The 14,568-nt window shown below is 74.1% G+C and carries 13 protein-coding genes, 1 tRNA gene and 1 pseudogene; 5 read left to right on the top strand and 10 right to left on the bottom strand.

Features of this window, described 5'->3' with window-relative positions:
• Positions 1–29 precede the first annotated feature (29 nt).
• From tesB to SXIM_RS18970, 3 genes are all read right to left on the bottom strand, one after another.
• Positions 30–923 carry an acyl-CoA thioesterase II gene (gene tesB, locus SXIM_RS18980; protein WP_030737098.1) on the bottom strand — a complete coding sequence of 298 codons (894 nt, stop codon included), beginning with the start codon at positions 921–923 and terminating at the stop codon, positions 30–32.
• 78 nt (positions 924–1,001) lie between these two features.
• Positions 1,002–1,075, bottom strand: a tRNA-Met gene (locus SXIM_RS18975).
• A 42-nt stretch (positions 1,076–1,117) separates the two neighbouring features.
• Positions 1,118–1,543, bottom strand: coding sequence for a Fur family transcriptional regulator (locus tag SXIM_RS18970; RefSeq protein WP_046724741.1), 426 nt, complete (start codon positions 1,541–1,543; stop codon positions 1,118–1,120).
• Between the two features lie 158 nt (positions 1,544–1,701).
• Here SXIM_RS18970 and SXIM_RS18965 point away from each other — a divergent pair, with 158 nt between their 5' ends.
• Positions 1,702–3,165 (top strand): catalase, encoded by a 1,464-nt coding sequence (locus tag SXIM_RS18965; protein ID WP_046724740.1) that lies wholly within the window; start codon positions 1,702–1,704, stop codon positions 3,163–3,165.
• A gap of 94 nt (positions 3,166–3,259) precedes the next feature.
• Here SXIM_RS18965 and hisN read toward each other — a convergent pair whose 3' ends face one another.
• Together hisN and SXIM_RS18955 are read right to left on the bottom strand one after the other, a co-directional pair.
• The gene (gene hisN, locus SXIM_RS18960) at positions 3,260–4,078 is read right to left on the bottom strand and encodes a histidinol-phosphatase (RefSeq protein WP_046724739.1); all 819 of its coding nucleotides are present in this window, start codon (positions 4,076–4,078) and stop codon (positions 3,260–3,262) included.
• Positions 4,079–4,100: 22 nt separating this feature from the next.
• Positions 4,101–4,280 carry a hypothetical protein gene (locus SXIM_RS18955; RefSeq protein ID WP_046724738.1) on the bottom strand — a complete coding sequence of 60 codons (180 nt, stop codon included), beginning with the start codon at positions 4,278–4,280 and terminating at the stop codon, positions 4,101–4,103.
• 110 nt (positions 4,281–4,390) lie between these two features.
• Here SXIM_RS18955 and SXIM_RS18950 point away from each other — a divergent pair, with 110 nt between their 5' ends.
• Positions 4,391–5,560 carry a sensor histidine kinase gene (locus SXIM_RS18950; RefSeq protein ID WP_046724737.1) on the top strand — a complete coding sequence of 390 codons (1,170 nt, stop codon included), beginning with the start codon at positions 4,391–4,393 and terminating at the stop codon, positions 5,558–5,560.
• A complete protein-coding gene (locus tag SXIM_RS18945) occupies positions 5,548–6,192 on the top strand; it encodes a response regulator transcription factor (protein ID WP_046724736.1) in 645 nt (214 codons plus the stop codon). Before SXIM_RS18950 ends, SXIM_RS18945 begins: the two co-directional genes overlap by 13 nt.
• On the opposite strand, the gene SXIM_RS18940 is transcribed toward SXIM_RS18945, so the two are convergent.
• Positions 6,182–8,638 (bottom strand): ABC transporter permease, encoded by a 2,457-nt coding sequence (locus tag SXIM_RS18940; protein WP_046724735.1) that lies wholly within the window; start codon positions 8,636–8,638, stop codon positions 6,182–6,184. The two genes, SXIM_RS18945 and SXIM_RS18940, sit on opposite strands and share 11 nt — an antisense overlap.
• The gene (locus tag SXIM_RS18935; RefSeq protein WP_046724734.1) at positions 8,635–9,399 is read right to left on the bottom strand and encodes an ABC transporter ATP-binding protein; all 765 of its coding nucleotides are present in this window, start codon (positions 9,397–9,399) and stop codon (positions 8,635–8,637) included. Before SXIM_RS18935 ends, SXIM_RS18940 begins: the two co-directional genes overlap by 4 nt.
• A gap of 103 nt (positions 9,400–9,502) precedes the next feature.
• Here SXIM_RS18935 and SXIM_RS18930 point away from each other — a divergent pair, with 103 nt between their 5' ends.
• Together SXIM_RS18930 and SXIM_RS18925 are read left to right on the top strand one after the other, a co-directional pair.
• The gene (locus tag SXIM_RS18930) at positions 9,503–10,561 is read left to right on the top strand and encodes an NAD(P)H-dependent flavin oxidoreductase (RefSeq protein ID WP_046725777.1); all 1,059 of its coding nucleotides are present in this window, start codon (positions 9,503–9,505) and stop codon (positions 10,559–10,561) included.
• A 49-nt stretch (positions 10,562–10,610) separates the two neighbouring features.
• Entirely contained in the window at positions 10,611–11,309 is a 699-nt protein-coding gene (locus SXIM_RS18925; protein ID WP_078846977.1) for a sensor domain-containing protein, read from the top strand.
• A gap of 28 nt (positions 11,310–11,337) precedes the next feature.
• Here the strand turns inward: SXIM_RS18925 and rsgA are convergent, their stop codons facing one another.
• The 3 genes and pseudogenes from rsgA to SXIM_RS18910 form a co-directional block, all read right to left on the bottom strand.
• Positions 11,338–12,345: a ribosome small subunit-dependent GTPase A gene (gene rsgA / locus SXIM_RS18920; protein ID WP_030737131.1), complete on the bottom strand. Its 1,008-nt coding sequence runs from the start codon at positions 12,343–12,345 to the stop codon at positions 11,338–11,340.
• Positions 12,346–12,362: 17 nt separating this feature from the next.
• A pseudogene (gene aroA, locus SXIM_RS18915) lies at positions 12,363–13,714 on the bottom strand (3-phosphoshikimate 1-carboxyvinyltransferase).
• Between the two features lie 51 nt (positions 13,715–13,765).
• Positions 13,766–14,488, bottom strand: coding sequence for a M50 family metallopeptidase (locus SXIM_RS18910; RefSeq protein WP_030737137.1), 723 nt, complete (start codon positions 14,486–14,488; stop codon positions 13,766–13,768).
• Positions 14,489–14,568 lie beyond the last annotated feature (80 nt).

Raw genomic sequence — 14,568 nt, 5'->3', positions numbered from 1 at the left:
GGCCGCCGGGCACACACGTGCCCGGGCGATCACTCCTGCTCGCGCCGGGGCACCCGGACGACGCCCTCCTGGATCACCGAGACCGCCAGCCGGCCGTCCCGGGTGAAGATCCGGCCCCTGGCCAGCCCGCGCCCGCCGCCCGAGGTCGGCGATTCCGTGTCGTACAGCAGCCACTCGTCGGCCCGGAACGGCCGGTGGAACCACATCGCGTGGTCCAGGCTCGCGCCCACCACGTCGCCCACCGCCCAGCCGCCGCGCCCGTGCGCCAGCAGCACCGAGTCCAGCAGCGTCATGTCCGAGACGTACGTGGCCAGGCAGATGTGCAGCATCGGGTCGTCGCGCTCGCCGTCCAGCTTCCCGTTGGTGCGGAACCACACCTGCGAGCGCGGCTCGCGCCGCTCCCCCGCCGTCGCGAACGGCGGCTCCGCCACGTACCGCAGGTCCACCGCCCGCCGCGCCTCCAGCAGCAGCTCGGCCACCGCCGGGTGCGCGAACCGGTCCGCGTACCGGTGCAGCACCTCTTCCCCGCCCGGCAGCGTCTCGGGGTCCGGGGCCTCGGGCATCGGCTCCTGGTGTTCGAGCCCGGTCTCCGGGAGCTGGAAGGACGCCGACAGATGGAAGATCGGCTGCCCGTGCTGGATCGCCACCACACGCCGGGTGGTGAAGGAGCGGCCGTCCCGGATGCGGTCCACGGTGTAGACGATGGGCGCGCCGGGATCCCCGCCGCGCAGGAAGTAGGAGTGCAGCGAGTGCGGCAGCCGGTCCGGCGGCACCGTGCGGCAGGCGGCGACCAGGGCCTGCGCCGCGACCTGCCCGCCGAAGACCCGGGGGATGACCGAGGGGTGGCTGGCGCCCCGGAAGATGTCCTGCTCGATCGGCTCAAGGTCGAGCAGGTCCAGAAGATACTGAAGAGTAGCGTCCATGGCGTTGATTCTCCCCGTTCGCTCCCGGAACGTGCGAAGGGCCCGGATCCTGATCGGATCCGGGCCCTTCGGCTTCCGTAGCGGGGACAGGATTTGAACCTGCGACCTCTGGGTTATGAGCCCAGCGAGCTACCGAGCTGCTCCACCCCGCGGCGATGGCTTAACTCTAACCCCACGCTGCCGAGCAGGGCAAATCAGCTGCGAACAGGGTTCGAACAGCTCGGGCAGCGCCCGTAGTACGTGACCGCGACCTCCGAGACAGTGAAGCCGAACCGCTCGTCCTCCGGCAGCGCCCGCAGCGGATCGGTAGCAAGCCGGACATCGCGGATGGTGCCGCAGCCGGAGCAGACCAGGTGCTGATGGGGGTGGTGCGCGTTGGGGTCGTACCGCTTCGCGCGCCCGTCCGTGGTGACCTCGATGATCTCCCCGAGGGCGACCAGCTCACCGAGGGTGTTGTAGACGGAGGCGCGCGAGATCTCCGGCAGGCGCGCGACGGCGCGGGCGTGCACCTCTTCCGCCGTGTAGTGCACATGCTCACCGTCCAGCACCTCGGCGATGACACGCCGCTGCGCGGTGAGCCGCCAGCCACGGTCCCGGAGTCGTTGTAGCAGGTCACTCATGGTTCCACCCTAGCGCGAGCCTCCCGGTGGCCCGACTTCGTATGACTTCGGGCCACGTCTTGACTTGGACTAAGTCCAATATAGGATCGGATTCAGCGGAGGCCAAGAGTCCGCACCGAAGCCGCTTGAGGATGCATGAACGAAGGGCGTGAAGAGGGATGACCGACCAGACCGCGGCGGGACCGCTCACCACGGAGGCCGGCGCACCGGTAGCCGACAACCAGAACAGCCAGACGGCGGGCGCGGGCGGCCCCGGCCTGATCCAGGACCAGCACCTCATCGAGAAGCTGGCCCACTTCAACCGGGAGCGCATCCCCGAGCGCATCGTGCACGCGCGCGGCGCCGGCGCCTACGGCACCTTCACCGTCACCGCGGACGTCACCCCGTACACCCGGGCGAAGTTCCTGTCGGAGATCGGCAAGGAGACCGAGGTCTTCCTGCGCTTCTCCACCGTGGCCGGCAACCTCGGCTCCGCCGACGCCGTCCGCGACCCGCGCGGCTTCGCGCTGAAGTTCTACACCGAGGAAGGCAACTACGACCTCGTCGGGAACAACACCCCGGTGTTCTTCATCAGGGACGCCATCAAGTTCCCGGACTTCATCCACACCCAGAAGCGCGACCCGTACACCGGCTCCCAGGAGGCGGACAACGTCTGGGACTTCTGGGGCCTGTCGCCCGAGTCCACCCACCAGGTGACCTGGCTGTTCGGCGACCGGGGCATCCCGGCCTCCTACCGCCACCTGGACGGGTTCGGTTCGCACACCTTCCAGTGGGCGAACGAGGACGGCGAGGTCTTCTGGGTCAAGTACCACTTCAAGACCGACCAGGGCATCAAGAACCTCACCTCCGAGGAGGCGGCGGTGCTCGCGGGCCAGGACCCCGACAGCCACCAGCGCGACCTGCGCGTCTCCATCGAGAACGGTGACTTCCCGAGCTGGACCGTGCAGGTGCAGATCATGCCGGCGAACGAGGCGGCCACCTACCGCTTCAACCCGTTCGACCTCACCAAGGTGTGGCCGCACGCGGACTATCCGCCGATCACGATCGGCAAGCTGGAGCTGAACCGCAACCCGCAGAACATCTTCGCCGAGGTCGAGCAGTCGATCTTCTCCCCGCACCACTTCGTGCCGGGCATCGGCCCGTCCCCCGACAAGATGCTCCAGGGCCGGCTGTTCGGGTACGGCGACGCCCACCGCTACCGCGTCGGCATCAACGCCGACCACCTGCCGGTGAACCGTCCGCACGCCACCGAGGCCCGCACCCACGGCCGGGACGGCGTCATGTACGACGGCCGGCACGGCGGCGCGAAGAACTACGAGCCGAACTCCTTCGGCGGCCCGGCCGAGACCGGCCGCCCGCTGTGGGAGCCGGTCACCGTCACCGGCACCACCGACGGGCACGCGACGCCCTCGCACGCCGAGGACGACGACTTCGTGCAGGCCGGCAACCTCTACCGGCTGATGTCGGAGGAGGAGAAGGAACGCCTGATCAACAACCTGGCCGGCTTCATCGCCCAGGTGTCGCGGGACGACATCGCCGAGCGGGCGATCGAGAACTTCCGCCGGGCGGACGAGGATTACGGCAAGCGGCTGCAGACCGCGGTACAGGCCCTCCGTGGCTGACCGGCGCCTGCCGTAACAAAACCGGAGCGGCCGGACCCCGTGGGCGGGGACGGCCGCTCCGGCCTGTGCGGAGAACGGAACGGACGCGGCGTGGCTACGCGGCGCCCGGCACGTACCCCAGGTGCGCCAGCAGCGCGTCGTGCAGCAGCCCGTTGGAGGCCGCGCCGTCCGCGCCGAGGGGACCGTCCGTGCCGTCCAGCGCGGTGAACCGGCCCCCGGCCTCGGTGACGATGATCGCGTTGGCCGCCATGTCCCACACCGACAGCTCCGGCTCGGCACACAGATCGACCGAGCCCTCGGCGACCATCATGTACGGCCAGAAATCCCCGTAGGCGCGGGTGCGCCACACCTTGCGGGACAGTTCCAGGAAGCTGCCCAGCTTGCCGCGCTCCTGCCAGCCGGTGAGCGAGGAGTAGGCGAACGAGGCGTCCGCCACCTCCCCCACCTGCGAGACCCGCATCCGGGTCGCGGAGGCCAGGTTGCGCCCGGTGTACGCGCCGGACCCCAGCGCCGCCCACCAGCGGCGGTGCAGCGCCGGGGCGGAGACCAGGCCGACGACGGGACGTTCCACGCCGTCCGCGTCCCGCTCCAGCAGCGCGATCAGGGTGGCCCACACCGGGACACCGCGCACATAGTTCTTGGTGCCGTCGATGGGATCGATGATCCAGCGCCGGGCGGTGTCCGCCCCCTGGCTGGTGCCGTACTCCTCGCCCAGGACGCTGTCGCGCGGCCGGGCCCGGCCCAGCTGGGAGCGGATCAGCTCCTCCACCGCGCGGTCCGCCTCGGTGACGGGCGTCATGTCGGGCTTGGTGGCCACCTGGAGGTCGATCGCCTTGAAGCGGTCCATGGTGAGCGCGTCGGCGGCGTCCGCCAGCACATGGGCCAGCCGCAGATCGTCGTGGTAGTCGGCCATACGGACCAGTATCCCCGGCGGATCAGTACACCTGAGCGTCGCCCCGGTCGCGCAGCATCCACAGGCCGATGCCCGAACCGATGAGCACCACCCCGGAACAGACGCTCAGCAGAATCTGCAACGCCCCCTCGTCGACGACGAAGTTGACGCTCAGATTGACGGTCAGGGAAAGGAGAAGCACACACCAGAGCAGCGGTTTCATGGGCCCCAGTCTGGTTTGCACACCGCGGCGTGCCGAGCGTGCGGACCCCCCGGAGCATGGTGGAGCGGGCTCCACCGCGCCCGCGCCGTCCGCTCCCCTACGCTGTGCGGGTGCCTGAGCTGCTCCGGACGACCTGGCGGGCCTCGATCCATCTGCTGATCGGCGGCGCGCTCGGTCTGTTCAACTATCTGATGGTCGGCGTGGGGCTGACGGCGGCCGGCGCCTCCCTGCTGGTGATCGGCGCGGCGGCACTGCCGGAGTTCGTCCTGCTGCTGCGCCGGGTGGCGCACTTCGAGCGCACCCGCAGCGCGCGGTGGAGCGGCGTCCCGGTCCCCGAGCACTACCCGCCGCTGACCGGCAACCTGTACGAACGGGTACGGCTGTCCGTCACCGACCCCAGCACCCACCGCGACCTGCGCTGGCTGGGCGCTCACCTGCTGTACGGGCCCGCCCTGAGCTACGCGGTCCTGCTGCTGTGGCCCATCGGGCTGCTGGCGGACGGCGTCTGGCACGGCCTGCTGCGCCGCCCGCCCCTGGTCCTGCCCCTGATCACCCGGCTCGCCGACCTCTCCGCGCGCTGGTCCCGGATCCTGCTGCTGCCCTCGCCCACCGTCCGGCTCGCCGAACGCGTGGAACAGCTGACCGCGACCCGCGCCGGCGCGATCACGGCGCACGGCGCCGAACTGCGCCGGATCGAGCGCGACCTGCACGACGGCGCGCAGGCCCATCTGGTGGCGCTGTCCATGCGCCTGGGGCTGGCCCGCCGCGCCTACGACCGCGACCCGGAGACCGCGCGGCGGCTGCTGGACGAGGCACAGGACCAGGCGGAGGAGGCACTGGGCGAACTGCGGCACGTCGTCCGCGGCATCCACCCGCCGGTGCTCACCGACCGCGGCCTGGCCGGCGCCGTGCGGGCGCTGGCGGCCGGCAGCGGCCTGGAGGTCGCCGTCACGGTCGCCGACGCCCTGGAGACCGGGCCGCGCGCCCCGGCCTCGGTGGAGACCGCCGCGTACTTCACCGTCGCCGAATCGCTGACCAACGCCGCCAAGCACAGCGGTGCGCAGCACGCCACCGTGGACCTGGACCTCACCGGGGACGCCGGGCGTACCGTGCTGCGGGTGCGGGTGCGCGACACCGGCCGGGGCGGCGCCGACGAGACACGGGGCACCGGCCTGAGCGGCATCCGCCGCCGGGTGGCAGCCCTGGACGGAACCGTGCGGGTGCAGTCGCCGGCCGGAGGACCGACCGAGATCGAAGTGGAGCTGCCGTGCGTGTGGTGATCGCCGAGGACAACGCCCTGCTGCGGGAGGGCATGGTCCTGCTGCTGCGCTCGGCCGGTCACGAGGTGGCCGGGGTTGCGGCCACCGGGCCCGAGGTGCTGCCCCTCCTCCTGGAACACCGCCCGGACGTGGCGGTCCTGGACGTGCGGCTGCCGCCCGGCTTCCGCGACGAGGGCCTGCGGGCGGCGCTGGCGGCCCGCGAACAGCTGCCGGGGCTGCCGGTGCTGGTGCTGTCGCAGTACGTGGAGCAGACCTACGCCGCCGAACTGCTCGGCGGCGGCGCACGCGGCGTGGGCTATCTGCTCAAGGACCGGGTGGGCCGGGTCGACGACTTCCTGGACGCCCTGGACCGGGTGGTGGCGGGCGGCACCGCGCTGGACCCCGAGGTCGTCACCGAGCTGATGTCCCGGCAGCGGCGCGGCGACCCGCTGGGCGAACTGACCCCGCGCGAGCGGGAGGTCCTCCACCTGATGGCGGAGGGCCACGACAACGCGACCATCGCCGCCGCCCTCGTCATCACCGAACGCTCGGTCCACAAGCACATCGGCAACGTCTTCGTGAAGCTGAATCTGCCGCCCACCGACTCCGGACACCGCCGGGTCAGGGCGGTGCTCGCCTATCTCAACGCCTGACCCGCAGCGCCCGCCGGGCCGGCAGCAGCGCCCCGGCGGCCGTGGTGAGGAGCACCGCCGTGCCGATCAGCGCCGCCTGGAGCGGCGGCAGCCACGGCAGCGTGTGCAGCACGGCCCAGCTGAAGCCCAGCAGCGGCACGGCGGCCACGGCGACCCCGAGCAGCGTCCCGGTCAGGGCCACCAGGGCGGCTTCCAACACCAGCATCGTCCACAGCTGCCCGCGCCCGGCACCCAGCCGGTGCAGCAGTTCCAGCTCGGGGCGGCGGCCCACGGCGGAGACCGCGAGGGTGGAGAACACGGCGAGCAGCGCCAGCGCGCACAGCCCGGCCACGGCGGTGGCCGAGAGCCCGCTCTCCAGCGCGGCGCCCTCCAGGGCCACCGGGGTGCGTACGGCTGCCGCCGGTGCGGCCGGGTCCGCGACATGGGCGGCGAGTTGCGCGCGGTCGAAGAGGAAATCGCCCACCGCGAGGGAGCGCGTGTAGAGGGCCACGATCCGCAGGCTCTCCTCCACACCGTCGCCGTACCGCAGCGTGACGGTGTCCCCGACCCCGGCGCCGAGCGTGCGGGCCCGGTCCGCGCCGACCGCGACCGTCCCCGTCCCCAGACCGGCGAGGTCACCGTCGCGCACCCCGGGGTCGAAGGCCGGGTCCCCGGGGGTGACCCCGAGCACCGGCAGCCGGTCGAGCACGGCCTCCCCCAGCTCGCTGCGCGCGACCAGCACGGTGCTGTGGATCCCTTCGGCCGGGCCGGTGGCGCGGGCCTGTTGCTCCCCGGCGCGCTGCGCGGTGGCACCGGCCGCGAGCTGGACGACGGCGAAGGCCGTCACCAGCACGATGGACACGACGGCGGCGCCGAGCCGGGGGGCGCCGGCCCGCCCCTGCGCGGCGGCCAGCCGGCCGCCCACTCCGCCGAACCTGCGCAGCGCCCCGCCGGTGACCGCCACCATCCACGCCGCGATCCACGGCCCGAGCAGCGCGCAGCCGATGACCATGACCACCACGGCGGCACCGGCCGCGGCGGCGGCTCCCTCCCCCGGCAGCACGGCACCACCGGCGGCGGACATCAGCCCCATCCCCAGCAGCACCAGCCCACCGGCCTTCCGCCCACCGGGGCCGGGGGGCGGGACGGGCGAGGCGGCGGAGCCGACGAGCCGGGCCGCCGGGGCGGGAACCGCCGGACCGGCCTCGCCGAGCCGGGGGCCGGCCTGTCGGCCGGTGGCGGCGGGTATCGGTCGGGGGGCACCGGCCGGGCGCGCGGTCCGGGAGCGCGGGGCCCCGGTCGCCCCGCCGGTGGCGGGCAGCGTGGCCAGGACGGCCGTCGCCACGGTCAGGCCCGCCGTGATCAGTGGTGCCGGGAGCGTCCAGGGGAGGACCGGCAGCGCCAGACCGTACGGCGCGGCCTCCGCCGTGACCAGCGGCCACAGCACCACGAACAGCGGTACGGAGGCCACCGCCCCCAGCAGCGCGGCGCGCGCCGCGACGACGGCCACCTCACGGGCCACCGCACCACGCAGCTGCCCGGCGGTGGCCCCCACCGCGTGCAACAGCGCCAGCTCCCCGGCGCGTTGCCGCAGCGCCCGCGCCACCAGCGTCGCCAGGACCAGTCCTGCGATCAGCAGCACCGATCCGCCGATCGCGCCGAACAGCGCCAGCAGCCCCGTCCGCACCGGCTGCGCCGTCAAGAACTCCGCCGCGCCGCGTCCGTCGCCGATCAGGGCCCGCAGCGTGCCGGAATCCCCGGCCGGGCGCACCTCCTGCGGCCGGGCGTCGACCGCGCCCGCCGCGTCCAGTGCCTGCCGCACCGCCGTGCGCACCGCGCCCGCGCCCACGCCCGGTTCGGCGAGCAGCCCGATCGCGTCGACGGAGTCCGGGTGGCCCGCCAGCGCGGCGGCCTCCGGCGCCGTGAACCACAGCGCCGCCGGGCCCTCGGCCAGGCCCACCACCCGGCGTACGGACGTGTCCTGCCCGACCCGCACGTCCAACTCGGCGCCGAGCGGCACCCCCAGCCCGGCCGAGGCGACGACCTCGTCCGCGGCGACCGGCTCCCGCCCCGCCACCAGCCCCCAGGGGGCCAGCGCGGCGGCCGGCCACGGCCGGCCCGGCAGCTGGGCCACGGTGTCCGTCCGTACCGTGAACTCCTCGTCCGCGACGGCACGCGCCACCCCCGGTACGGACTCCAGCAGGTCCACCACCGTCCGCGGCACCCGCACCCGTTCCGTCAGCGGCGCCGTCGCGCCGCGGTGGCGGGTGTGCTGATCCGCCGCCACCACGACCTCGGCGCCCGCATAGCGTTCGGGTTCCGGGTGCCCGAACGCGGTGGTCAGCGCGGCGAGCGCGAAGCAGCCGAGCAGCAGCGAGGTCGCCGCCAGCGCGAGGGACACCGCGCGCCACGACCGCCGGTGGTACCGCCCGGACGCCCGGGCCAGCAGCGCGAGGGACTCCTTCACGCGGCCACCGTCCGCAGCGCGCCCAGCACCTGGCCGGCGGACGGCCGTTCCAGCCGCCGTACGATCCGGCCCCCGTCCAGGACGATCGCCTCGTCCGCGTGCCCGGCGGCGACCGGGTCGTGCGTCACCATCACCACGGTGTGCCCGTGCGCGTCCACCGCCCGGCGCAGCAGCGCGAGGACTCCCTCGGCCGTCACCGGGTCCAGCGCGCCGGTGGGTTCGTCCGCGAAGATGATGTCCGGCTCGGTGATCAGGGCGCGGGCGATGGCGACCCGCTGCCGCTGTCCGCCCGAGAGCCGGCCCGGTGGTTCGGCGGCGCGGTCCGCCAGCCCAACCTCCTCCAGCACCCGCAGCGCCCGCGCCCGCGTGGCCTCCCCCTCGCCCGCCCCGGCCAGCAGCAGGGGCAGCGCGGTGTTCTGGAGGACCGTCAGCGAGTCCACCAGGTTGAGTTCCTGGAAGACGAAGCCGATCCGGTCGCGGCGCAGCCGGGTCAGCGCTGTCGCGCGGAGCCCGGCCAGCGGCACCCCGCCCAGGTGGACCGCGCCGCCGGTGGGGCGTTCCAGACCGGCCGCGCACCGCAGCAGCGTGGACTTGCCCGAGCCCGAGCGGCCCAGCACGGCGAGGAACCGGGCGCGCGGCACCTCCAGGTCGATCCCGTTCAGCGCGGGGGCCCGCCCGCCCGGGTACGTCCGGCTCACCCGGTCGAGCCGCAGCGCCGGTTCCCCGGGCGCCGCGCTCACCGTTCTGTCGTCCTCTCGCATAACCGGCACGCTACGAGCGGCGGATGCCCGGCCACGAGCGTGCTGCCACCCCTGCCGGGGTGGAGCCCGCTCCACCGTGCGGGGCGGCGGCTACGCTGCCGCCATGTTCTCCGTACTCCGGTTGCCCGTCCCGATCGTCCAGGCCCCGATGGCGGGAGGGCCGGGCACCCCGGAGCTGGTGGCGGCGGTGGTCCGGGCGGGCGGGCTCGGTTTTCTCGCGGCCGGCTATCTGAGCCCCGGGGCGCTGGGGGAACGGATCGCGCGGACCCGGGAGCTGGTGGGCCCGGGGCCGTTCGGCGTCAACGTGTTCGTGCCCCGCCCGCTGCCGGGCGATCTCGCCCCGGTGTACCGCTACCGCGCCGAACTGGCGGTGGAGGCCGAGCGGTACGGGGTGGCGCTGCCCGAACCCGATGTCCAGGACACCGATCACTGGGAGCGCAAGCTGGAGCTGCTGCTCGCCGACCCGGTGCCGGTGGTGTCCTTCACCTTCGGCCCGCCGCCGGCCGCGACGGTGGAGGCGCTGCACGCCGCCGGGACGGCCGTGGTCGCCACCGTCACCTCACCGCGGGAGGCGGCGGAGGCGGCCGGGCTGGGGGTGGACGCGCTGTGTGTGCAGGGCCCGGAGGCCGGGGGTCACCGGGGCTGCTTCGATCCGGAGGCCGACCCGGACGACACCCCGTTGCCGCTGCTGCTGGCACGGGTGCGGGAGCGGACCGGCCTGCCGCTGATCGCCGCCGGTGGCCTGGCCACGGGCGCGGACATCGCGGCTGTGCTGCGCGGCGACACCACGGCGGCGGCTCAGCTGGGCACGGCGTATCTGCGGACCCCGGAGGCGGGTACGGGCGCGGCGTACCGGGCGGCGCTCGCCGATCCCGGCGCGTTCGGGCGGACCACGGTCACCCGGGCCTTCTCGGGCCGCCCGGCGCGGGGCCTGCGCAACCGTTTCATCGAGGACCACAGCGCCACCGCCCCGGCCGGCTACCCGCTGCTGCACCAGCTGACGAAGCCGCTGCGCGCCGCTGCGGCCGCCGCGGGTGACCCGCACGGGCTGAGTCTGTGGGCGGGCACCGGGCACCGGCACACCACGCGGGAGGGCGCGGAGGAGCTGACGCGCCGGCTGTGGCGGGAGGCGGAGGGTGTACGTGGCACCACCCCCTCCTGACGCCCCAGGCCGCTGTTGAACTGCGGTTCGCGGCAAGAGGATTGGTCCCATGAGCACACCGACTTCCTCCGCCCGTGGCCGTTTTCCGCGCGAACTGTCGTTTCTGCTGCGCGGGTTGCCGGTCGGCATCGTGGCCTTCACCGTCGCCGTCACCGGCTTCGTCCTGGGCGTCGGCACGCTGGTGATCGTGTGCGGCGTCCCGGTCCTGGCGGGTACGCTGCGGGCCGCCCGGGGCATGGCCCGCGTGGAGCGGCGCGAGCTGGAGGCCCTGGCCGGGCGCCCGCTGCCGCCGCACCACTACCGGGTCGCGGGCGGTACCGGCTTCGCCCGGACGGCCCGTTCGCTGGCGGACCCGCAGTCGTGGCGCGACCTGGCGCACATGGTGGTGTCGTTCCCGCTGCGCGTGGTGAGCTTCTGTCTGGCCCTGGTCTGGACGGTGGGCGGGGCCGGCGGGCTGCTGTACGTCGCCTGGGCCTGGGCGCTGCCGCGCGGCGAGGACAACCAGGGCCTGTACGAGCTGATCACGGGCAACGACTCCTTCGCCGCCGATGTCGCCTTCACCACCGCCGTAGGGGTGTTCCTGCTGGTGACCGCGGTTCCGCTGGTCCGTGCGCTGGCCGCGCTGCACCGCTCGCTGGCCAGTGTGCTGCTGACCAACCGGACCGCCGCCGCCCGCGCCGCCGCTGTGGCGACGGCCGGCTCCGGTACCGCAGCGCAGCCCACCGAGCCGCTGACAGCCGCTTTGTGAGGGCGGCGTTCCGCGCGGGAGCGGTGCGTCAGTCCCCGGCGGTCCGCTCCCGGGTGGCCAGCAGCCGGCGCAGCGAGTACAGCCGGGCCGGGTCCGCGTGGCCCTCGGCCACCCACGCGTCCAGGGCGCAGTCCGGTTCGTCGTGACTGCACGCCCGGGGGCAGTTGGCCGCGCCCGGCTCCAGGTCGGGGAAGGCACCGATGACCCGCGAGGGGTCGACGTGGTGGAGGCCGAAGGACCGCACGCCCGGGGTGTCGATGACCCAGCCCGCCGAGTCGGGCAGCGGCAGGGCCAGGGCGGAGACGGTGGTGTGCCGGCCCCGTCCGGTGACCGCGTTGACGTGGCCCGTCGCCCGCTGCCGTTCCGGCACCAGGGCGTTGACCAGCGTCGTCTTGCCGACGCCGCTGTGCCCCACGAACGCGGTGGTCCGGTCCGCGAGCAGTTCCAGGACCGGCTCCACCGATTCCGCGTCCTCGAACCGTTCGGCGCTGGTCACCACATGGCGCACCCCCAGCGGCGCGTACGTCTCCAGCAGCGGCCCGGCCGGGGCCAGGTCCGCCTTCGTCAGGATCAGCAGCGGCTGAAGCCCGGCGTCGTAGGCGGCCACCAGGCAGCGGTCGATCAGCCGCGGGCGGGGCTCGGGGTCGGCGAGGGCCGTGACGACGGCCAGTTGGTCGGCGTTGGCGACCACCACCCGCTCGAACGGATCGTCGTCGTCGGCCGTACGCCGCAGCACCGACGTGCGTTCCTCCACCCGCACGATCCGTGCCAGGGTGTCGCGCTTGCCCGACAGGTCGCCGACCACCGCGACCCGGTCGCCCACGACCACGGCCTTGCGGCCCAGTTCGCGGGCCTTCATCGCGGTGACGGTCACCTCGCCCACCAGGCAGGTGATCCGGCCCCTGTCCACCGTCAGAACGAATCCCTCGGCCGCGTCCTCGTGCGCGGGGCGCCGGTGGGTGCGGGGGCGGCTGCCGTGCCGGGAAGGCCGGACCCGTACATCGTCCTCATCACTGTGCTTGCCGTACCGGCGCATCGCGGTGCCGCCCGGCCCTAGCCGCGTCCCGCCAGCATGCCGTGCCACAGTTCGGGGAAGTCGGGCATGGTCTTGCCGGTGGTGGCGATGTCCTCCACCTCCAGGTCCTTCACCGCCAGCCCCAGAACGGCGCCCGCGGTCGCCAGCCGGTGGTCCTCGTACGTGTGGAACACGCCGCCGTGCAGCGGGCGCGGCCTGATCCGCAGCCCGTCCTCGGTCTCGGTGACATCGCCGCCCAGCGCGTTGATCTCCCGGGTGAGGGCCGCGAGCCGGTCGGTCTCGTGCAGCCGCAGATGGGCCACTCCGCGCAGCACCGACTCGCTCTCCGCCAGCGCCGCGACGGCCGCGATGCCCGGGGTGAGTTCGCCGACCTCGCCGAGGTCGATGTCGATACCGAGGATCCGGCCGCTGCCGGTCAGGGTGAGACCGCGGTCGTCCAGCACGCAGTCGCCGCCCATCGCGGAGAAGATCTCCCGCAGGGCGTCGCCGGCCTGGGTGGTGTGGAAGGGCCAGTCGGGGATGGTCACGCTGCCGCCGGTGACCAGCGCGGCGGCCAGGAACGGCTGGGCGTTGGACAGGTCGGGCTCGATGACCAGGTCGCGGCCGAGCAGCGCGCCGGGTGCGACCCGCCACAGGTGGGGCTCGCCCCCGATTCGGGGGAGTCCACCTGGGCGCCGGCCCGGCGCAGCATGTCCACCGTCATCCGGATGTGCGGCAGCGAGGGCAGGACGGCACCGGTGTGCCGCACCTCCACGCCCTGGTTGAAGCGCGGCGCCGACAGCAGCAGGGCGCTGATGAACTGGGAGGACGAGGAGGCGTCCACCTCCACCCGTCCGCCGTCCAGCGAGCCGGCGCCGTGCACGGTCAGCGGCAGCGCGCCGCGCCCGTCGTCGTCGATGCGGGCGCCCAGCACGCGCAGCGCGTCGATGACGCCGTGCAGCGGGCGTTCGTGCGAACGGGGGTCGCCGTCGAAGCGCACCGGCCCCTCGGCGAGGGTGGCCAGCGGCGGCAGGAAGCGCATCACGGTGCCGGCGTTGCCGACATCGACGGTGGCCGGGGCCTGCGGGGTGGCGGGGATGATCCGCCAGGATTCGCCGCCGGCCGCGGGGGTGCCGGTGACGGCGGAGCTGGAGGAGGAGGTGATGGTCTCCTCGATGCCGATGCCCAGCGAGCGCAGCGCCTCCGCCATCAGCAGGGTGTCGCGGGACCGCAGCGGGCGGCGTACCCAACTGGGGTCGGCGGCGAGCGAGGCGAGGATCAGCGCCCGGTTGGTGACCGACTTGGAGCCGGGCACCGTGACGGTCGCCTCGACCGCGCCGGAGGCGAGCGGGGCGGGCCAGTGGTCGGCGGTCAGACTGTGGTCGGTCATGGTTCTCACTTTAGTGCGCGACGGAGGGTGATCGGCGGGGACGGGGCCCGGTCAGGGGGCGGCGGCGTCCAGCAGGCTGCCACCGCCGGCTATCAGGCAGGCGAGCACGACGGCGTGGAAGAACAGCAGCCAGATCAGCGCGGGCATCCTGGTCAGCCGGGCCAGCTGGTCGGCGTCGGAGTCCCCCGCTCCGCCGCGCCGCCGTTTGGCCTGGAGCTCCCACACCGGGCGGACCCCGCCCAGCAGCAGGAACCACACCACGCCATAGGCGAAGGCGGCCTGCACCTCGGGGTCGGTGAGCCAGGAAACCAGGATGAACAGCGCGCCGGTGAGCAGCACGGTGAGCATCCCGTACGCGTTGCGCACCATGACGAGCAGGGCGAGCAGCAGCGCGGTGGCGCCCCACAGCAGGGCGGTGATGCGGCCCGAGGCCAGCAGCGCGGCGCCGCCCAGGCCCAGCAGGGAGGGGGCCGTGTACCCGGCGGCGGCGGTCAGGATCATGCCGAGGCCGGTGGGCCGGCCCCGGGAGACGGTGAGCCCCGAGGTGTCGGAGTGCAGCCGGATGCCTTCGAGCTTGCGGCCGGTGAGCAGCGCGACCAGTCCGTGACCGCCCTCGTGGGCGATGGTGATGGTGTTCCGGGCGACCCGCCACACCCCGTACGGGGTGACAACGGCCAGTGCCACGGCGGCGGTCGCCAGCACCAGCCACAGCTCGGGCGCGGGCTGCGTCCCGGTGACCCGGTCCCACAGCTCCCCGATGTCAGCGATCTCCACGGCTTCCCGTCCCCTCTCCTCGGTCTCCGCCCGAATCCCCCGGCCTTGCGGAGCGATCCTATGGGAGGCTGCCCCCAGCC

The organism is Streptomyces xiamenensis, assembly GCF_000993785.3.
Classification (GTDB): domain Bacteria; phylum Actinomycetota; class Actinomycetes; order Streptomycetales; family Streptomycetaceae; genus Streptomyces; species Streptomyces xiamenensis.
This window is presented reverse-complemented; position numbering and strand designations above follow the sequence as displayed.